This window comes from Parabacteroides sp. AF39-10AC (assembly GCF_003635405.1).
Taxonomy (GTDB): domain Bacteria; phylum Bacteroidota; class Bacteroidia; order Bacteroidales; family Tannerellaceae; genus Parabacteroides; species Parabacteroides distasonis.
Window position 1 is genome coordinate 93,906 of sequence record NZ_QTLP01000018.1, and the last position, 21,048, is coordinate 114,953.

At 48.3% G+C, this 21,048-nt stretch carries 14 protein-coding genes; 8 read left to right on the forward strand and 6 right to left on the reverse strand.

Going from position 1 to position 21,048, the window contains the following annotated elements; all coding sequences use genetic code 11:
• Positions 1-25: 25 nt before the first annotated feature.
• Positions 26-1,204, reverse strand: coding sequence for an ATP-binding protein (locus DW033_RS16235; RefSeq protein WP_048928364.1), 1,179 nt, complete (start codon positions 1,202-1,204; stop codon positions 26-28).
• A gap of 180 nt (positions 1,205-1,384) precedes the next feature.
• Positions 1,385-2,404, reverse strand: coding sequence for a branched-chain amino acid aminotransferase (locus DW033_RS16240; protein ID WP_005858291.1), 1,020 nt, complete (start codon positions 2,402-2,404; stop codon positions 1,385-1,387).
• 539 nt (positions 2,405-2,943) lie between these two features.
• Here DW033_RS16240 and metF point away from each other — a divergent pair.
• Together metF and DW033_RS16250 are read left to right on the forward strand one after the other, a co-directional pair.
• Entirely contained in the window at positions 2,944-3,897 is a 954-nt protein-coding gene (gene metF, locus DW033_RS16245; RefSeq protein WP_005866130.1) for a methylenetetrahydrofolate reductase [NAD(P)H], read from the forward strand.
• 254 nt (positions 3,898-4,151) lie between these two features.
• The gene (locus DW033_RS16250; RefSeq protein WP_122369338.1) at positions 4,152-5,276 is read left to right on the forward strand and encodes a DNA polymerase III subunit delta; all 1,125 of its coding nucleotides are present in this window, start codon (positions 4,152-4,154) and stop codon (positions 5,274-5,276) included.
• Between the two features lie 4 nt (positions 5,277-5,280).
• Here DW033_RS16250 and DW033_RS16255 read toward each other — a convergent pair whose 3' ends face one another.
• Positions 5,281-6,603, reverse strand: a complete 1,323-nt coding sequence (locus DW033_RS16255; RefSeq protein ID WP_005866124.1) for an MATE family efflux transporter — start codon at positions 6,601-6,603, stop codon at positions 5,281-5,283.
• A 108-nt stretch (positions 6,604-6,711) separates the two neighbouring features.
• Here DW033_RS16255 and DW033_RS16260 point away from each other — a divergent pair, with 108 nt between their 5' ends.
• Entirely contained in the window at positions 6,712-7,710 is a 999-nt protein-coding gene (locus tag DW033_RS16260; RefSeq protein ID WP_122382931.1) for a gliding motility protein GldB, read from the forward strand.
• A gap of 181 nt (positions 7,711-7,891) precedes the next feature.
• Complete coding sequence (locus DW033_RS16265) at positions 7,892-9,463, forward strand: ClC family H(+)/Cl(-) exchange transporter (RefSeq protein ID WP_005866120.1); 1,572 nt, start codon at positions 7,892-7,894, stop codon at positions 9,461-9,463.
• 81 nt (positions 9,464-9,544) lie between these two features.
• Here DW033_RS16265 and DW033_RS16270 read toward each other — a convergent pair whose 3' ends face one another.
• Positions 9,545-10,828 (reverse strand): DcaP family trimeric outer membrane transporter, encoded by a 1,284-nt coding sequence (locus DW033_RS16270; RefSeq protein WP_005866118.1) that lies wholly within the window; start codon positions 10,826-10,828, stop codon positions 9,545-9,547.
• Positions 10,829-10,971: 143 nt separating this feature from the next.
• Between DW033_RS16270 and DW033_RS16275 the strand changes: the two genes are divergently transcribed.
• From DW033_RS16275 to DW033_RS16290, 4 genes are all read left to right on the forward strand, one after another.
• Entirely contained in the window at positions 10,972-11,358 is a 387-nt protein-coding gene (locus DW033_RS16275) for a hypothetical protein (RefSeq protein ID WP_041525575.1), read from the forward strand.
• A gap of 238 nt (positions 11,359-11,596) precedes the next feature.
• Positions 11,597-15,343 carry an efflux RND transporter permease subunit gene (locus DW033_RS16280; RefSeq protein ID WP_122382932.1) on the forward strand — a complete coding sequence of 1,249 codons (3,747 nt, stop codon included), beginning with the start codon at positions 11,597-11,599 and terminating at the stop codon, positions 15,341-15,343.
• 19 nt (positions 15,344-15,362) lie between these two features.
• On the forward strand, positions 15,363-16,829 hold the full coding sequence (locus tag DW033_RS16285) for a TolC family protein (protein WP_227154379.1): 1,467 nt from the start codon (positions 15,363-15,365) through the stop codon (positions 16,827-16,829).
• Positions 16,830-16,833: 4 nt separating this feature from the next.
• The gene (locus DW033_RS16290; protein ID WP_122382934.1) at positions 16,834-18,459 is read left to right on the forward strand and encodes an efflux RND transporter periplasmic adaptor subunit; all 1,626 of its coding nucleotides are present in this window, start codon (positions 16,834-16,836) and stop codon (positions 18,457-18,459) included.
• 153 nt (positions 18,460-18,612) lie between these two features.
• Here the strand turns inward: DW033_RS16290 and DW033_RS16295 are convergent, their stop codons facing one another.
• Both DW033_RS16295 and DW033_RS16300 read right to left on the reverse strand, forming a co-directional pair.
• On the reverse strand, positions 18,613-20,058 hold the full coding sequence (locus DW033_RS16295; RefSeq protein ID WP_008779458.1) for a glycoside hydrolase family 30 beta sandwich domain-containing protein: 1,446 nt from the start codon (positions 20,056-20,058) through the stop codon (positions 18,613-18,615).
• 27 nt (positions 20,059-20,085) lie between these two features.
• Complete coding sequence (locus DW033_RS16300; protein WP_044544718.1) at positions 20,086-20,904, reverse strand: alpha/beta hydrolase; 819 nt, start codon at positions 20,902-20,904, stop codon at positions 20,086-20,088.
• Positions 20,905-21,048: the final 144 nt, after the last annotated feature.

Genomic DNA, 21,048 nt, shown 5'->3' on the forward strand with positions numbered 1-21,048 from the left:
TATTAGTATTAAAAAATATCCTTACTTAATATAAAAAACCGAACAACCAAAGCGGGATCATGTTCCCCTCCCCGATCTCGGTCTTATCGACAGCATAGTACATATCCGGATTGTTCTTCACTTTCATGTTTTCCTCGATCCGGAAATTATACATCGTATTCACCAGAAAGTGGGCGTTCTTGATTCCTTCATTCAGCTTATTGTCTTTCAATAGTTGGTTATAAAAGAACGACTCACGCACCGCCCCGGCATTTACCTCCATCGGACGGATGGGGTACATCAGGTTCGAGTTATACATATATACCTTGGAGGGTTTCTTCGGAAAGGATTCGCCCACCGGATACAGCATATTCATCAAACGGGCATCTGTCAAATACTTGATATAGTTCATCACGGTGGCCCGGGATGTCTCGATATCCTTGCTCAACTGACTCACGTTTGGGGTACAAGGAGCGCTCGTAGCCAATAAGTAGAGTAGTTTGCGTAGCTTTGGCAGGTAGCTTTGTTCGATTTGTTTTATGTATAACACGTCCACCTCTAGCATCATGTTCATGGTCTTCAGCAGGTTCTCGGAGAAGTTGCGCTTTTCCAAGAAGAACGGATAAAAACCATGATGTAGATAATCTTGGAAATAAGCCATCGGCCTTACGACCGAGCAAATACGTTTGGCGATTTCCTGATGATTCTCTAATACCTCATCGAACGTGTACGCGGGAAACTGGTTCCCCGACATCAAATTCAAGAACTCACGGAACGAGAACCCCCTGAGGTTATACGATACCACCTTGCCGGACAGGTCCGGATTCTCCTCTTTCAGACGCATCACCGACGAACCGGAGAAAACGATCTTCAAGTCCTCGAAATTATCATAGCAATACCGCAACTCTCTCGACCAATCGGAATACTTAAACACTTGGTCTATCAACAACACCTTTCCGCCTTTAGCCCGAAACTCGGCGGCGAAATCAACGAGTGTGCGTTCCGTAAAATAGAAATGATTTAAATTAATGTATAAGCATTCCTTATTATCGGCACCAAAATATTCACGGGCATAGTCTAACAAGAAAGTGGTCTTTCCGACTCCTCGCGAACCTTTAATACCGATCAACCGATCCTCCCAATTGATCTCATCCATTAATCCCCTTCGTACCGGAGAATACAGATGCTCTACCAGATATTTATGTGTTTTAAAGAATGCTTCCACCTACATAATTGGTAATTGAAAATTTGGAATTACCGATGCAAAGATAAACATCTTTTCTCATTTGCAATGCGGAGATTGCAATTTTATTGCAAAAAGTAAAGTTCAAACTAACAATTGCCTATCAACGTATTCTGTCTCGTAAAGACGGAGCGCACTCCAGTCCTTACGAAACAAAAGATATTATTCAATGATCGAGATCCATCCGTAAGTATCCGGCTCGTCGCCATACTGGATGGCACGTAGCTTATGATATAGTTTCTCGCAAACAGGACCCGGTTTGCCATCTTTGGCGATAACAAAAGATTTGTTCTCATCCAAATCGTCGATTTGTGAGATCGGGGCGATAACCGCAGCGGTACCACACTCGGCAGCCTCGTCGAACGTAGCGATCTCCTCGAAAGGAACCGGACGACGCTCTACCGTCAAGCCCATATCCTCGGCCAATTGCTGCAAGCTCTTGTTCGTGATCGAGGGCAAGATCGAGTGGGATTGCGGAGTGATATAGCTATTGCCACGGATTCCGAAGAAGTTAGCCGGACCGCACTCATCCAGATATTTCTTCTCTTTCGGATCCAGATACAATACGGCGGCGTATCCCTTGGAATGAGCGATCTCGCCAGCTACCAAGCTAGCGGCATAGTTACCACCCACCTTGATCGTACCTGTCCCGTTAGGAGCCGCACGGTCGTACTCACGAAGCACGCACACCTTCGAGGGCTGGAATCCACCCTTGAAATACGGACCTACCGGAGTGACAAATATCATAAACATATATTCGGGAGCCGGCTTCACACCCACCTGAGCGCCCAAGCCGATCATCAACGGACGAATATATAAAGCGGCACCGCTCTCATAAGGAGGAACAAAACGCTCGTTCAATTTCACGACCTTACGTACAGCTTCCTCGAACATCTCTACAGGCAACTCAGCCATCTTGATACCCCGGCTGGAAGATTGCATACGTTTAGCGTTCTCATCCATACGGAATACACGGATCTTACCGTCTTTTCCACGGAAGGCCTTCAAACCCTCGAAAGACTCTTGTCCGTAATGCAAGCAAGTAGCGGCCATGTGAATATTGATAATCTCGGATGAAGAAACTTCCAACTCACCCCATTTGCCGTCACGATAGTAGCATCTTACATTGTAGTCTGTCTTGATATAACCAAATCCCAGCTCAGACCAATTTAAATTTTCCATATCTATACAATTTGCTGTAATTAGTTTAAAATTAACAAATTACACTGTTAATAATATCGCTCAAAAGCAAAAACGCCCATAGCCGTCGCTATGGGAGATTTTGTGTACCGCAAATATACGCTAATTTATATATAGTTCGGCCTATAAACTAAAAAAAGCAAACGGAAGGCCACGGCTTTTTCATTTAACATTTCGTTAAAGTGGGGTTTCTTGTAAATTTTAACATGCGCTTTTGTTTTCGGTGGAAGGATTCCGGAAAACACGTACGACCTTTCCGGAAAACACGTACGACTTTTTCCAAAAACATGTACGTGTTTTCGCAGAAAGATTATCCTGTTTTTAATTACTGATTATCAGATTCTTATACACAATTTTCTCTCGTAAACTTATTGTGCGGAATTTCACTTGAGATTCATGCATTCCGGCCTGCCGAAACGGATGGGTAAATGAAAGAGCCGTGGCATGGATATATACAAATAGCGGATTAAAATCTATGTTACCAAGATTTTTGCTACATTCGCGTCAAAAATAATTAAAATATGAAAGTCATTGATCTGATAAGGGATAGTAAGAGTACCGCTTTTTCTTTCGAGATATTACCGCCGCTGAAAGGTAACAGTATCCAGAAGGTGTATAATGTAATTGACAAGTTGAAGGAATTCGACCCTAAATACATAAATATCACCTCCCACCATAGCGAGTTCGTCTATAAAACCTTACCAGACGGAAGTTTCCAGAAAGTAAACATCCGTAAACGTCCGGGCTCCGTAGCGATCGCTTCGGCTATCCAGAATAAATACGGTATTCCTGCCGTACCCCATATTATATGTAAAGGCTTTACGAAAGACGAGACGGAATACGCTTTGATCGATTTGAACTTCCTTGGCGTAAACAACCTCTTAATATTAAGGGGAGATATAAAGACTTTAGAGGCCTCCCAGCAAAACCCGGAGTTATACCACGATCATGCGACTGATTTACAGCAGCAGGTAAATCATTTCAACGAAGGTATCGCGTTAGACGGTTCCAAGATAGACGGTATAGAGACTCCCTTCTCGTACGGCATGGCTTGCTATCCGGAGAAGCACGAGGAAGCGCCCAATATGGAATCTGATATCTATTATTTAAAGGAGAAAGTAAAAAATGGCGCTGAATATCTGGTAACCCAAATGTTCTTCGATAATAAAAAATATTATGCGTTCGTGGACCGTTGCCGTGCGGAAGGCATCACGGTTCCCATCATCCCCGGTATCAAACCGATCGTTTTCAAGAACCAATTAACGGTTCTTCCGAAGATATTCCGTGCGGATATCCCGGAGCCTTTCGCAACAGAATTACGTAAATGTAAAGATGATGCGGAAGCGAAAGAGGTGGGTGTGGAATGGTGTATACAGCAGTGCAAGGATCTGATCGTTCATGGTGTACCGAGCTTACATTTCTACACAATGATGGCCTCGGATAGCGTTTACAAAATAGCGAAAGAAATTTATTGAAATACAATAGGGGTTTTTATACGCTGAGTTGTCTAATAGAAGTACACGATTGAACAATCATGTACTAAGTATGGTTATTTTTAAAATTCTAAGGTAATGAAATACATATTCTTTATTGGACTTGACTTGGTATTGTATCCGTTCTTAGTTTTACTCTACATATGTCAATTGATATTTACAAAACCTCGCGCTTTTTGATATCTGAATACTTTTCCGTAACTTCGTTCATTATTCTATAGAAAAGGAAATATCTCATGTATTTTAAAGATATCATCGGGCAAGAGGAAGTGAAGGAACGGTTGAGACAATCGGCTCGGACGGGGATCGTACCCCATGCACAGTTATTCACAGAGCAAGGGGGAGCCGGGGCGTTTCCGCTGGCTTTGGCTTACGCCCGTTATCTGAATTGTACGAACCGGACGGACACGGACGCTTGTGGACGTTGCCCGTCATGCCTCAAATATGACGAATTGGCACATCCCGATTTACATTTTGTATTCCCGATCGTAGCCAAGAAAGAGAAAAAGAAAGAGGTCTGCGATGATTATCTCAGTGAATGGCGTGGGTTCCTCAAAGAACATCCCTATTTCAATATGGATGAATGGCTGGATTATATCGAGGCCGGAAACTCACAAGCCATCATCTATTCCAAGGAAAGCGATGAGATTATCCATAAACTGAGCCTAAAGATTTATGAGGCGGAATATCGTATCTTGATAGTTTGGTTGCCGGAGAAACTGCATCCTACTTGTGCCAATAAGCTTCTGAAAATCATAGAGGAGCCTCCTATGAGAACGGTTATTCTTATGGTATCCGAGACACCGGACCTTATCCTCGGGACCATCCAATCCCGTGCGCAACGCATCCACATCCGTCCCATTGAGACCGATGCGATCATGAATGCCATGGTATCCCGTTTCGGGCTTTCGCCCGACGACGCTAAACACGTCGCTCACCTCTCCTCCGGAAGTTTTATCAAGGCGATGGAGGCGATTAGCTTGGGCGAGGAAAATAAATTCTTTCTGGAGCAATTCAAGGCCATGATGCGAAACTCATGGGCACGAAACGTAAAAGGCATGAAAGCGATGGCGGACGTCATGGCAGGGATCGGACGGGAACGACAGAAAAACTTCCTCTCCTATTGTCAGCATTTGATCCGGGAGAACTTCATGTACCGGTTCCAATCGCCGGAACTTAATTATATGAATCTGGACGAGGCTAGCTTCTCCGTTAAGTTCTCCCCTTTCGTCAACGAGCGAAACGTGATCGATTTGATGGAAGAATTGGCGAAAGCGGAACGCCATATCACACAGAACGTGAATGCCAAGATGGTCTTTTTTGATTTATCCTTACGAATTACCGTACTAATCAAAAGATAAGTCTTCAGATTTTCTTGTTACGCCAATTTCCTTTCCATAGATAGAAGAAAGAAGAAAGGATCATGATATTATATACATACTCCGTAGTCCAGCAAACCGCCACGTCCGCACGCAACCATACGGCGACATACAATATATATAATACGTACACGAATATGCTAGCCATATCGATTTCCAGCGCACGGCGGGTATTGCCTGTCCCCGATACGCTAAAGAAATAAATAAAACCGGGAACAGCGAAGAGATAAGAAGACAGCATCACCCACAACGAGGAGATCGAGCTAGCGATCAAGTCCGGGTTATCCGTATAAATACGCAATACGGTAGACGGGAACATAGCGATCAAGATACCGATCGGTAGCACGAACGCATAGCATAGCCCGATCATCCTCCGGCAAAGCGGAAGCACCCGGTCCGACTCCCCGGCACCGATCAAGTTACTTACCAGCGAGCTGTTCGTGGAGGCGAAAGCATTCACGAACATAAACAGGAACGAGGAGATGCTACGTACCACATTCGTAATCGCCAACGGCCGCTCACCCAGATGCTCCATAGCGATAAAGAAGATAAACCATCCTCCAAAAGCGATCCCATGCTGGATCATCACCCAGATAGAGACACTAAGTATTTGTCCCAGCATCCTAAAATCCACTCTCGTAAAACGGAACAGACCATATTTTTTATAATCTATCTTCTTCCAAGTATAAATCACGAAGAACAATACGGAAACAGCTTCCGAGATCGAGGAAGCGATAGCGGCACCCGCTATCCCCAAAGCGGGGAACCCGAACTTACCGAATATCAAGATATAGTTCAAGACCACGTTGGTAAGCACCATCACCACCGAATTGGCCGTCAAGATCTTCGTATTCGTCGTACTCACGTAAAACGCACGGAACATCACCGCTATAAAAGAGAAGAAGAACCCGTACACCCGCCAGTCCAGATAGCTCATCGTCGCTCGATACACCTCTTCCGAACCGATCATCCGGTGGAGCAGATGGGGCGTAAGCAGATTAGAGGCCGTAAACAACACCGCCGCCAGCAAAAAAAGGAATAGCCCGCCTTGCGTGAAAACCTCGCCGATCCGTTCATACTCCCCCTCACCGTTACGACGTGCCATCAGCACCTGAGCGCCTACACTGAAACCAAAGCCCAGCATATAAATCACAAGATAATAGACTCCTGCCAAGGCGGAGGCACCTAGCTCGACCTCGCCGACACGTCCCAGATAAGCGGTATCCGTCAATCCGATCATATGCTCCATGAGCAAGCTGATTAATACCGGATACGTGATCTTTAGAATTTGTTTGTTCGTATATCGCATGATGAATCTTAAATAAAAGGGAGGCAAAGGTAGTAATAAGATGCCAGTCACACAATATTACCCCATGCGATCCGTTTCTTATCATATTACATTATTATACGAAGAGATATGGTTACAAAACTCATCATGGCCTGTATTTTGTCCGCTACGCTATTGAGCTGCAACGGGCAAAACACAAATACGATCAACTACGCTACCGTCGAACCCCTGCATATCAATCGTTTTGACAAGGATTTATTCCGGCTGATCGATACGGAAGATACCACCTTGCAACCCGAACTAATCAAACAATACCCGGAAATGCTGGATATCATCGGGAAAGGCATATTAAACCTGCAAACCATCGAGACTCCCGGCTTCTTCGAGAAAATGCGGAATTATTACTCGGAGCCTACCTTGAAAGGCTTGTATCGTGACGCTATCACCCAATATGATTCCGTGGAGGATATCGAGAAATCCTTGGGATACGGATTCGCCTATCTAAAGGAGAATTTCCCCTCGATGCAGATCCCTGCTATCTATATGCATGTATCCGGTTTCAACCAGAACGTATTGGTAGGCGATAGCCTGCTTTCCCTTTCCATCGATAAGTATATGGGAAAGGACTATCCCTTGTATCAAGATTTCTTCTATGACTCCCAGAAATTGAAAATGCAACGTGGACTCGTGGTCCCGGATTATCTGGCGGGGTGGCTCATGTCCGAATATCCTTTCGCGGGAAAAGAGAACGTATTGCTGGACCGGATGATTTACGAGGGAAAAATCAAATACCTGCTCTCGCAAGCCCTAGGCGTTCCCGATGCCGCCGAGCTAATGGGATACACCGAACAGGCCTACAACTGGTGCAAGGACAACGAAGGAACAATCTGGAAAGCAATCATCGAGCGCAAGCATCTTTATACCCCGGATCAACTGATAACTTCCCAGTATTTCGAGGATACCCCGGCCATTTTCCCCGAGAACGACGCTCCCGGGAATATCGGGACTTGGATAGGCTGGCAGATCATCAACCAGTACATGAAGGAGACGGGATCTACCCCGGAGGCGTTGATGCAAAACAACGACGCCCAAGAAATCCTAACCGCCTCAAAGTACAAACCCCTATAAACAGGAAAACCGCCCTATTCTCACGAACAAGACGGATAACCTAATCTAACTTAATTCTAATACCATGAAAAACACTATATCTTAATAACAAGGCTTTTTAAAAAAGGTTCAATGGAATGAGATTTTAAACCTCTTATTTACCTTGGTTGTTGTAACAGGAAACGAAAACAAGGTGAGTCCGATGGATAATGATCTCTTAGATATAACAAAATTGAGGCGCTGGCGGATCTGGAAATTGAAACTTATTGACGCCAGACTTTATTTTGTAAGCATTTTCGTGGGATTGCTGACCGGGTTGGTAGCGGTACCTTATCACTATCTGCTCCAGCAGTTATTCAATAGCCGGAAACTTTTTTTCGACGGTCATTACCCTTGGTATTTCCATGTCTTGTTCTTCTTCACGCTATGGGGTATATTGCTTTGCGTGAATTGGATGGTCAAGAAGATGCCGCTGATTACCGGTGGGGGCATTCCCCAGACACGGGCGGTTATCAATGGCAGGATCACTTATAAAAACCCGTTGACACAATTAATCGCCAAGTTCACGGGAGGGATATTAGCGATCAGCGCCGGCCTGTCCCTTGGTCGTGAGGGGCCGTGCGTACAGATCGGATCTTACGTGGGGAATATCATTTCCAAATGGGGACACGTATTGGCTGGAGAGCGCAAGCAACTTTTGGCCGCCGGCGCAGGTGCCGGATTGGCCGCCGCTTTCGCCGCTCCCCTCGCTTCCTCACTTTTGGTGATCGAGTCCATCGAACGGTTCGACGCTCCCAAGACCGCCATTACCACCTTGCTGGCAGGGGTCGTGGCGGGAGGCGTAGCGAGCTTGATTTTCCCCTTCAACCCCTACTCGCAGATTAGCGCTATTGCCCCGCAGGCTACTTTTATAGATCAACTGAAGTTGTTCTTATTTCTGGCCGTGGTTATTTCCGTCTTCGGGAAAATTTACTCGATGTTTACCCTTTGGTGCAAGGATTTCTTTACCAGACTGAAGCATCCTCCTTATATGAAGATGTTGTACCTGCTTATCATAGCGTATACGATCTCATTGACGGAGATCGACTTGACAGGAGGAGGCGAGCAATTCCTTATCATGCAAGCGATGCATGGATATCACCCCGTTTTATGGATAGCGGCGATGATGCTCATCCACTTGATATTCACGTCTCTCTCTTTCTCCTCCGGACTGCCGGGAGGGAATTTCATCCCTACACTAGTTACCGGGGGATTGTTCGGGCAGATCATCGCCTTATTATTGGTGAAGTATGGTTTCATTGAAACGGAGAGCATCAGCTATATCATGTTAATCAGCATGGTAGGTTTCTTGGTGGCGGTAGTCCGGACACCGCTGACGGGTATCGTCTTGATTACGGAGATAACCGGGCATCTGGACGTATTCTACCCCTCTATCATTGTCGGCGGGCTTACGTATTACTTCACGGAAATGCTACAGATAAAACCTTTTAACGTGGTTCTCTACGACGAGATGATCTCGACTCCAGCCTTCCGTACCGAAGGGCGTTCCAGCCTGTTCGTAGAGATCATGACAGGTGCCTATTTCGACGGGAAGGAGGTAGATCACCTCACCCTCCCCCAACGTTGTATCATCAAGACTATTCACCGGGATCGCAAGGACTTGGCTCCCGCCGGACAGACTCTTATCCCCGGTGATCAAGTAGAAATCGAGATCGATTCGCAGGATATCGAGAAGCTGTATGAGCCGCTGATTAGCATGGCGAACATCTATTAATCGCAGACCTGCCAATCGCCTCGAAAAGAAATGCCACACCAAGAATCCCCCGGTGTGGCACATCAACAAAACGCTACATTATCAGAAGTTATATTGAGCGGAAACATTAAGTCGGTTGGCGTGGCGGGTCATATCGTTGAAATCGGTACGCCAGCCTCTCAAGTACTCGGCGCCGACTTGCAGATTAGCGTTCACGTTCCAGAAAATGTTGGCTACCAAGTATTGACCGTAGCGGTATTGATCCGACGGGGTAACCGGGTAATCATTCTCGCTGTATAAACGAGTCTGGCTATAGGTGCTGGAGACGAATACCTTCGGCGTGATATTATACTGCAAGCCAGCGTACCAACCCATCATCGGAAGCACTTGCATCTTGCCTTTGGCCTCGGGGTCCGGAACCAGATCCACGTCCAGATTACTGATATCATTCAAGAACTGGCTGATACCCCGGCCGTAAGTAGCCTGACCGTAGAAGTTCAGTTTGCTCGTCACATTGAACGTAGAGGCGGCAAACACGCCCCATCCGGCCTTAGACTCGGCCCGTTGCGCCACCAAGTTCTCATACGTCATATTACGTACGATACCAGCTACACGGATATGGCTGCTCTTATTCCAAGCGTATTGGATATAGGCAGGGAAGTTCGGCATACGTTGGTTACTGATATTCACGCTTTGGTTCGTGATGCCATCCACCACAGGCATCTCGATACCTACACCCGCTTTCCATCCCTTACCGAAAGCACGCTCATAGCGTAACAGGGTGGCACGGCTGAAAACCTGTCCGGCAGGCCCCGCATAATCGATCGAGGGCGGAAGGGCGGCCAGATCCATGAAGGTACTATAATCGTAACCCATCGTGAAACCAAGGAAAGACACATAGGCGTTCTGGAGCTCGAAGACCTTGCTGCCTCCCCGGAAGTTACCCGCCGTATACACGACGAAATCCCCGAGGTGTTTGGTACGACCCACTAATTTCAAGAATATCGTACTGGTAGTAGCGTCCATCTGGAACTGGTTACGGACGTAGTTCTGCCCACCATTCGGGATCATGGACGGATAGAAATCGACATCATCCGAGATCCCGCCGAAATCATACTCCGCCGTAGCCTTCACGTAACCGCCGATACCCAAGGCGAAACGTCCCTTACGATCGGTCAATACGAAGCGGGGGGCTTTCGGGTCGTGGAAACGAGGGCTCTGCGTCTCATTCATTATCCTCACGATTTCATCACCTGCCTTGTCTTGGCTGACAAGGACTATCGAATTTGGCACGTCATCCTCGATGACCACCTTTTGAGCCTTAGCGGGAGCCGATAAGAATCCCATACCTAGCAGTAATACTGCTCCTTGTACAAATAGTCTCATAAATGTGTTTTGTTTAGATTAATTACCTACCTTGAACAAGGCTATAAAGAAAAGGTTCTGATTTTAACAACCCTACGAGCACTTTTTCCACCCTATTGCCCGTTCAAAAAATATTCATATATTTGCGGAATATATTACTTGGGATGAGAAGATTTTTATTGTTCATACTCGCTGTTTTTTACCTCGGGGTTTCCTCCGGGTTTGCGCTGAATTACCATTATTGTATGGGTAAGTTGGCGGAGGTGAGTTTGCAGTATCTTGACACTTGCCCCAGTTGCGGTGAGGCGGGCACGTCCCATAAGTGCTGCTCTACCGAGACGGAATATGTTAAGTTATCCGTCGATCAGGATGTGGCGAATACGCTCGTGCAATTGTCCGCTCCTGTCGCTGTAGTTTTGTTGTTCGATCTACTCGACTCCTATAAGATCGCCGGGCGAGACGAGACAACACGTTCCAATCCCTTTATTAATCCACCCAAGGAGAATAGCGCTATCCCGTTATTCGTCCATCATTGTACTTTTTTGATTTAGCGGTATAGGCTTCCTTTTTAAAAGGCGATTTACGTCTGTTTACGCACGAGTACCGGCGTAATCTATTGCGAGTACTGGAGTAATCCACCGCAAGTACTGGAGTAATCCATTGCAAATACTGGAGTAATCCATTGCGAGTACTGGCGTAAAGCATCACGAGTACTCATGTGATCGCTTGCCTTCAAAGACGAACAAATAAGCGTTCTCATATGTTTTCAAATCATAAAAGCTCATTCAAATGTTAAACAGAATCATTCGTTACTTCCTTGAGAACAGGGTGGTAACCTTACTTTTACTAGTGCTGATTATCGTATGGGGCATCTCCACGTCCCCCTTCAATTGGCACGGGGGGATCATTCCCCGGAATCCGATTCCGGTAGACGCCATCCCCGATATCGGCGATAACCAGCAGATCGTGGCCACGGAATGGATGGGCCGCTCGCCGAAGGATATACAGGACCAGATCACTTATCCGCTGACCACCTCTCTTTTAGGTATCCCGGGAGTGAAGACGATCCGTAGTTCCTCCATGTTCGGGATGTCCTTCATATACATTATCTTCGATGACGATATAGAGTTCTACTGGAGCCGTTCCCGTATATTGGAGAAGCTGAACTCCCTGCCTCCGGGAACCTTGCCGGAAGGCGTACAGCCTACCTTGGGACCGGACGCTACCGCCCTCGGGCAGATCTATTGGTATACGCTGGAAGGACGGGACCCCAAGACCGGTAAACCTACCGGAGGCTGGAACGCCGAGGAGTTGCGTACGATACAGGATTTCTACGTCAAGTACACCTTATCCTCCGCCGAGGGGGTATCCGAGGTTGCCTCGGCGGGCGGCTTCGTGAAGGAGTACCAGATCGAGTTGAACCCGGATGCCATGTATGCCTTCAACGTCTCCGTGATGGATATCATGAGCGCCATCAAGAAGAGCAACCTCGATATCGGCGCCGAGACGATGGAGATCAACAAGGTGGAGTACCTGATCCGGGGCTTGGGGTATATCAAGAATGTAAAAGATATAGAGAATGCCGTCATCACCGTTCGGGAAGGCGTACCGGTTCGCATATCGGACGTGGCGTTCGTGAATATCGGCCCCGGAACCCGACGGGGAGGGCTGGACAAGGAGGGTGTGGAGGCCGTGGGCGGAGTGGTCGTAGCCCGCTATGGCTCCAACCCCTTGGAGGTTATCAATAACGTAAAGGCGAAGATCAAGGAGATGGAACCGGGATTGCCCCAGAAGGTACTGGCGGACGGGACGGTCTCCAAGGTAACCGTCGTGCCGTTCTACGACCGTACGGGGCTTATCAAGGAGACGATCGGGACGTTGGAGACCGCCCTCTCCCACGAGATATTGATCTGCGTGATCGTTATCATCGTGCTGGTGCTCAACCTAAGGGCCTCTATCGTTATCGCCAGCATGTTACCGATAGCGGTGCTCGCCACGTTCATCATCATGCGTTATACGGGGATAGCGGCGAATATCGTGGCTTTATCGGGTATAGCGATCGCCATTGGCGTGATGGTGGATGTAGGGGTCGTCTTCGTGGAAAGTATCATCCGTTACCGGGAGATGCCCGAGAACAGGCATATACAGGGGGGAAAGGCGTTTGTCAACCTTATTTATAAGGCGGTAAGCGAGGTGTCCGGGGCGATCAGCACGGCGATGATCACGACGATCGTCAGCTTCCTCCCCGTCTTCACCATGGAGGCGCAGGAAGGGAAGATGTTCTCGCCCTTGGCCTACACCAAGACGTATGCTTTGGCTTCCGCCTTCGTGCTGGGATTGATCTTGCTTCCTTCCCTATCGTATTGGTTGTTCTCGATAAAGATCCATTCAAGGCAGATACGGAAAATACTGAATTACCTGTTGATCGTGGCCGGAATCGCCTTACTTATTATCTATGGCAGTATTCCCGCTATCGGGCTAACGGCAGTCGGGTTGAATAATCTATTGTCCGGGTATTGGAAGAAGCCTCAGATGAGCACTTATATCAATATCGGTATCACCCTCTTTGTCTCGATCTATTACCTGTCCGAGGAATGGTTGCCGATGGGGCCGCAAAAAGGGATGCTCGCCAATATCCTGTTCGTGGCGGGTTGCGTAGCCATCATCCTAAGCATCCTGTGGCTGCTCGTTATGTATTATGAGAGGATATTGCGCTGGTGCTTGGATAACCGCTGGAAATTCATGTTGATTCCGGGAGCTACCATCGTATTCGGTTTCTGGATATGGAGAGGCATCGGACAGGAGTTTATGCCTAGCCTGAACGAAGGTTCTTTCCTACTGATGCCGACTAGCATGCCGCATTCCGGTATCGAGCAAAACCTTGATTATATAGAGGCGCTCGACAAACGGCTGGCCTCTATCCCCGAGGTGGAGACCGCCATCGGTAAATGGGGCCGTGTAAACTCCGCCCTCGATCCAGCGCCGGTACAGATGTTCGAGAATACGATCAACTACCGTCCGGAATATATCCTGAATGAGGACGGGAAAAGGGAACGTTTCAAGGTAAACCGGCAAGGGGAGTATCTCCTAAAAGATGGAGGCGTATATAACCCCAAAGACGGTTTCCGGCTGATTCCCTCAGACAGCCTGATCCCAGACGCTAAAGGCGATTACTTCCGCCAATGGCGACCGGAGATCAAGAACACGAACGATATCTGGCAACAGATCGTGAACGTCACCCATCTTCCGGGATTGACTTCCGCCCCGAAGCTGCAGCCTATCGAGGCCCGTCTCGTCATGTTATCCACCGGTATGCGTGCCCCGATGGGTATCAAGGTGTATGGCCCGGATCTGGAGACGATCGAGAAAGCCGGAAAGGCGATCGAGAAGGCATTGAAAGAGGTATCCTCCGTTATCCCCTCTTCCGTATTTTACGACCGTGCGGTAGGCGCCCCTTATCTGGAGATCGAACTGAACCGTGAGAATATGGCCCGTTACGGCGTAAACGTGGAGGACTTGCAAGAGATATTAAGTGCCGCTGTCGGTGGCATGGTACTGACCCGCACCGTGGAAGGCAGGGAACGTTTCCCGGTGCGCCTACGCTACGCTCGTGAGCTTCGAGATAATCCGGAGGCGCTAGGTATGATCCTCGTACCGACCGCCACTGGGGCGCAAGTCCCGCTTAAAGAGCTTGCCGATATCAACTATACCCGTGGAGCGCAGATGATCCAAAGCGAGAACACTTTCTTGGTAGGCTACGTCATCTTCGACAAACTGGCGGGGAAGGCGGAAGTGGATGTCGTGAAAGAGGCTTCCCGCATCCTTGAGCAACAAATAAAGGAGGGAGGGTTGAACCTTGATCCCGGCGTATCCTATAAGTTCGCCGGCAATTACGAGCAGCAGGAGCGTGCCACCAGCCGGCTGATGATCGTCGTTCCCCTCGCCTTGTTGATCGTCCTGCTGGTTCTATACTTTCAATTCAAGACGGTCACTGCCTCACTGATCCATTTCTCCGGGGTGTTCGTGGCCTTCGCCGGAGGTTTTATCTTGCTATGGCTTTACGGACAGGATTGGTTCATGAACTTCTCCATCGCCGGAGAGAATATGCGGGATCTTTTCCAGATGCACACGATCAATCTGAGCGTGGCAGTCTGGGTCGGTTTCATCGCCTTGTTCGGTGTGGCTACGGATGATGGGGTATTGATGGGAACCTACATCCATCATGTATTCCTCGAGCGAGACCCCCGCACCAAGCACGATATCCGGGAAGCGGTAGTAGCCGCCGGACTGAAACGGGTACGCCCTGCGGCCATGACTACAGCCACTACCCTGATCGCTTTGCTCCCCGTACTTACCTCTACCGGTAAGGGGGCGGATATCATGGTACCGATGGCTATCCCTACGTTCGGAGGAATGCTGATCCAGAGTATGACCATGTTTGTCGTTCCCGTCCTGCAATGCTGGTGGCGGGAGAACGCTATAAAGAAAGAACAAAAGAATAAAATTCAAGAGGAGGTAACGACTTATGAGATATAAAAGAATCAGATCAATCATCATGGCAGGTGTACTGGGGATGCTAAACGTCCTTTTCGCTTACTCCCAGCCGGCCGATAGTTTAGGCTATTATCTGGAACTGGCGGCACGTAACAATCCGCAGATCAACGCCGACTTCTCCCTGTATAAGGCATCTTTGGAGAAAGTCCCGCAAGCCGGAGCCTATCCGGACCCGGAACTGGAGATCGGTTTCTTCCTGAAACCGATGGAGATCTTGTCCGGAAAGCAAATAGCGGATTTCACCTTGATGCAAATGTTCCCTTGGTTCGGTACCCGGAAGGCGGCCCGCAACGAGGCGACCGAGATGGCCCGGATGGCTTACGAACAATTCCGTAACAGTCGCAACAACCTGTATTACGAGGTGAAGAGTCAATGGTACCAGCTTTGCAATATCAGCGAGCAATATAAAAATACGCAGGCGAACCTTCGTCTGCTAGACCAGTTGGAACAGTTGGCATTGAACCGCTTCTCCGCTCCGTCGGCGAAGGCGGGCGGTTCCTCCGTCTTACCCTCCCCCGTATCTTCTGCTCCATCGACTCCTCCCGCCGTATCCGGTGGAGGTATGTCGGGTATGGGAGGCAGTAGCATGGGAAGCCCTACGGTACAAAGCACGGGAGCATCCGGTAGTACGATGTCCGGAATGTCCGGCGGTAGCCCTATGGGTGGAGGCTCTATGGGAAGTGGCAACTCCATGGGCGGAATGTCGGACGTATTGCGAATCCAGATGGAGAAGGTAGAACTGGAGAATACGCTAGCCTCCTTGTTATCGCAACGGAAAACGGCCGAGGCTGCTTTTAATACGTTGCTCAATCAGTCGCTAGCTACCCCGATTTCCGTCCCCGACTCGTTGGAACGGCTTCCTCTCTCATGGGGTGAGTCGATGGCTCTTGACAGCGTCATCTCCAACAACCCCATGCTTACCATGCTGGAGGCGGAAGGAAACGCTTACCGGGCCAAGGCGGAGATGGACAAGAAAATGAGTTACCCCATGCTAGGTATCGGCCTCCAGTATTCCTTGATCGGGAAGAAACCGGAAGATATGTCTATGGGCTCTATGTCCGGTATGAACGGAAAGGATATGTTCATGCCCATGCTAAAGATCAGCCTTCCTATCTTCCGTAAGAAATATAACGCACAGCAACGGGAAAGCAAGCATTATTGGAAATCCAGCGAGTTGAAGTACGAGAACACGATGAACCAACTGCAAGCCGAGTATATCCGTATTACCCAGCAATTGGAAGATGCCGCACGGAAAATCGATTTGTACCAGAAACAATACGATCTATCGTTGGCCACCTACCAACTGATCGTCCGGGAATTCTCGACAGGAAGTACGACCTTGACCGACGTGATCCAAGTGGAGCGACAAATGTTGAACTATCACTTGAAGAAAAGCGAAGCGATAGCGGAATATAATACCCAAATCGCCGGAATCGAGAAATTAATATCCACCTCTGTAAACGAATAAGAAAATGAAAAATATAAATGAAACCGTAAAATCCAAGTACCTGATATATATCCTGTTCCTAGCGGGCGGCCTCTTGTTGGGCTGGCTCCTGTTCCATAACTCCGATACCGACAGCCATACGTCACAAGCGAGCGAGACCGGCACGGAAGTTCACGACCCTACGCATGGCCACGACCTCCAACAGAACGAGGCCGGCGAGTGGACTTGTTCCATGCATCCCCAAATTCGCCAAGACAAGCCGGGTAAATGCCCTATCTGCGCCATGGATTTGATCCCTGTACGTAAGAGCTCCTTCTCCGACAAGGCCATCGATCCCAACGCCATTCAGCTTTCGGAAGAAGCAGCAGCCTTAGCGGACGTACAAACCTCCAAGGTATCCCGCCAGAATCCGGTCAAGCAAGTCCGTTTATACGGCAAGATCGTACCGGACGAGCGTAGCCTGCAATCTCAAACAGCCCATGTAAGCGGACGCATCGAGAGCTTGAACGTTGATTTCACGGGTGAGACGGTGCATGCCGGACAGACCCTCGCTACCCTCTACTCCCCAGAGCTTTTCACCGCCCAGCAAGAATTGTTGGAAGCGATCCGCATGGGACAATCTCAATTGATACAGGCCGCCCGTGAAAAACTATATTTATGGAAGATGACAGATGCCCAGATCGCCGCTATCGAGAAGTCCGGCTCTATCTCCCCGGTTGTAGAGATCAAGTCGAACACGAGCGGTATCGTCCTGTCCAAGCGGGTAAGCCAAGGTGATTATGTATCCCAAGGAGCTATCCTTTTCGACGTGGCGAACCTCACGAAGGTATGGGCCTTGTTCGACGCTTTCGAGGTGGATCTCCCTTTCCTTAGCAAAGGTGATCCGGTGGAATTTACCCTGCAAGCGCTACCCGGCAAGAAGTTCTCGGGTAAGATCTCTTTCATCGACCCGATCTTGAACACGACGACCCGTACCGCCAAGGTCCGTGTAGAGGTACCGAACGCCTCTTTGGAGCTCAAGCCCGAGATGTACGCCACGGCAAACGTAAGCGCCCCGCTCCGCAACTATAAGAACGAGATCGTCGTACCGCAAACCGCTGTGCTCTGGACGGGTAAACGTGCTATCGTGTACGTAAAGCAACCGGATACGAATACCCCCGCTTTCTTGATGCGTGAGGTGGAGCTAGGCCCTTCCCTTGGTAACTCTTATGTTATCTTGAATGGCTTGCGAGAAGGTGAGGAAATCGTAACCAACGGAGTCTTCGCCATAGACGCCAGCGCACAGCTGGAGGGAAAAACTTCCATGATGAATAACGGCGACGAGCCCGCCAAGCCTATGACTGGGCATGAGGGGCATATGATGCATGCGCAAAGCGCCACGGGGGTAGCCTCCGAGCATGCCATGTTCGGTGTCAAAGGCTCTTGCGATATGTGCAAGGAACGTATCGAGAAAGCGGCAAAAGGGGTAAATGGTGTGTTATCCGCTCATTGGGACAAAGATACCCAGATGATCCATCTCCAGTACGATCCCCAAAAGACCTCCCCAAAAGCGATCAGCAAGGCGATCGCTAAAGTAGGCCATGACACGGATATGGATAAGGCGGATAAAGCCGTATATGATAAGCTACCGGCTTGTTGCCACTATAGATAAAGTATTGGACATTCGGGGGTGTGTCAAAAGTGTGAACATGGCACGCAGATAACGCTGATTGAGCAGATGACCGCAGATTTATGATATGAAAATCAATATATTATCTGCGTAAATCTGCGTGCCATAATACCAACTTTTAACACACCCTCCTTATTAGTAAAGATTCCAACGAAAAGAAGCGACTGCTTTAGCGGGAACCTCGTAGGTAAACGAACGTTCGCCGCTGTTTACCGTTATATTTTTAGTCCCGTCCGTATTATTTAGTAATACGAGCGCTTCCGTTCCATCTAAATTCTCGAAGGCGGAATACATAATCCCATCAGCCGTATACCCTTTAGAGCCGATCCGTACTGCCCCCGGTTTCACCACAGAGGATAAATGACCGATAATATAATAATGAGAATTCCGGGTAATCGTCTTATAATCCGAGCGATCGATATCCACGGCACCATAACAAGTCTGGCAACCACCCTCTCGGTTCGGTCCCCGCTCGTTGTCCAGCATCAAGTTCCATACGATAACTGCCTTACACCAGTTATTCACCGTACCCAAGGCCGTCTCCTCCATATCTTCCATCAAGCGTTTCTCTAAGTTACGTCCATCATTCCACATGCCGATAGAAGTTTCCGTAAAGATTAATTCTTTATCGGGAAACTTGCCGTTTACGTTATTCAACTCCTCCCGGTCGCCCCCGTAATTATGGTAAGCGGCACCTGTCAGGAAAGAAGCGGCATTCTCATCCTCGTAGATTTTCATCGGATAGCCTTGCTGCTCCAACATATTATCGTAATTGTAATTATGGTCGAAAGCGTAGATCTTCGTCTTGAGGCCAGTCTCTTTCAGTTTAGGGCCTAGAGCGTCACGCACGAAAGAGAGTTGCTCCTCCCATCCCATAAATAAGGAAGCGGAATTTCCTCGGTTCAAAGGTTCGTTTTGGGGAGTTATCGCCTCGATAGGAATCCCCTCGGCCTCCATCGCCTGTATCCATTTCACGAAATAGGTAGCGTAATCTTGATAATAGGCGGGATTCAGCTGTCCGCTAGTCCACGACTCGAACGGGCGCAAATCCTTTAAGTTATCCACCTTCATCCATCTTGGACAAGTCCAAGGCGATCCCAAGATTTTTATAGAAGGGCTGATCGCCAAGATCTCCTTCAAGATCGGTATCACATACTCCTTCTCCTCGCTCTGCAAGGCGAAATTCTCGACACCCTTCGTGTCACAACAAGTATACTCACTTAAAGAAAAGTCCGAGCAGCCGATCGAGATACGGATATAGCTATACCCCATCCCCTCCGTATCAGAGAAAGTCTCTTTCAGGAAAGCTGTCCGATCCTCGGGAGCCATCCGCATCAAGTTATAGCAGGTAGAGCCTGTCACGGCGGCGCCAAAGCCATCCATCGTCTGATAGCGCACCGAAGGGTCTATCGTTATCACGGAAGGCGAGGCGGCTTGTTTGTCCCCCAAGGCGATCTCACTTCTCACGAAATCTTTCGCACGATCGTTTGTCGTGACATACACCGTTACATTGTCCGAGGTCTTCGCTCCAGAACATGCGTTCAAGCAAATCAAGACCATTAATAAAGAAAAGAGAACCATACGTATTAAATTAAATAGTTTATCGAATTACCGGGTTTCTGAACCTTTCAAGATCGCCTTCACGTGATTCTTTAAGATGTGGAAGGCAGGAGCGGCCATCGATCCATGATCATATCCGTCCAACTCATAGATATAAGTATTCTTATGTCCGGCCACTTTCATCATACGCCAAAAATAGGCGTTCTCCTCATAGCGGCCCAGCATCTCCATCTCCCGGTCGCCCGAGACGATAATCAATGGAGGAGCGTCAGGACGTACGTAAAACAAAGGGGCGAACTCGTCGATACTCGGTTGGGTATCTTTCATCCCCTTCGCCTGCCGATAAGCGAAATGGCTGATCGCATGACCGCTGAAAGGGATTAATGCGGCGATGGAATCAGCATCTATCCGGTACTTAGTCAACCACTTCTTATCCAGTCCGACCATATTTGTTAAATAACCTCCAGCGGAATGACCTGAGACAAAGATTTTACGCCTATCCCCACCATACTTCTCAATTTCGCTGAATGTCCAAGCGACAGCGGCGGCGGCATCATCGATACAATCGCTCAACGTGGCTTTGGGTAGCAGACGGTAATTTACGGCGATAACGGCTAATCCGCAGTTCTTCAATTCCTCCGGAATGAATTTGCTACCTCCCGACAAGCCGCCTCCGTGAAACCAGACTACCGTAGGGAAGTCTTTTGCGTTCTCGGGATAATAAAGATCCAATTTACAACGTTCCACCGCATATGGATTTTTCGATTGGGTATAAGAGATATCTCTGACTATTTTATAGTCTTGATCTTGCGCCGCAAGGATATTACAGATAAACAGACTAAATAGAAATAAATAGATTTTCTTCATGATATTAGATAATAGATTTAATACATCAAATTTAATATAAAAAAAGGAGTCACCCCTTACGGACTGACTCCTCTCCATCGGCTATCGCCTTCTTCAAGACGGCGGCTACCTACTCTTCCACTGTTACGCAGTACCATCGGCGTG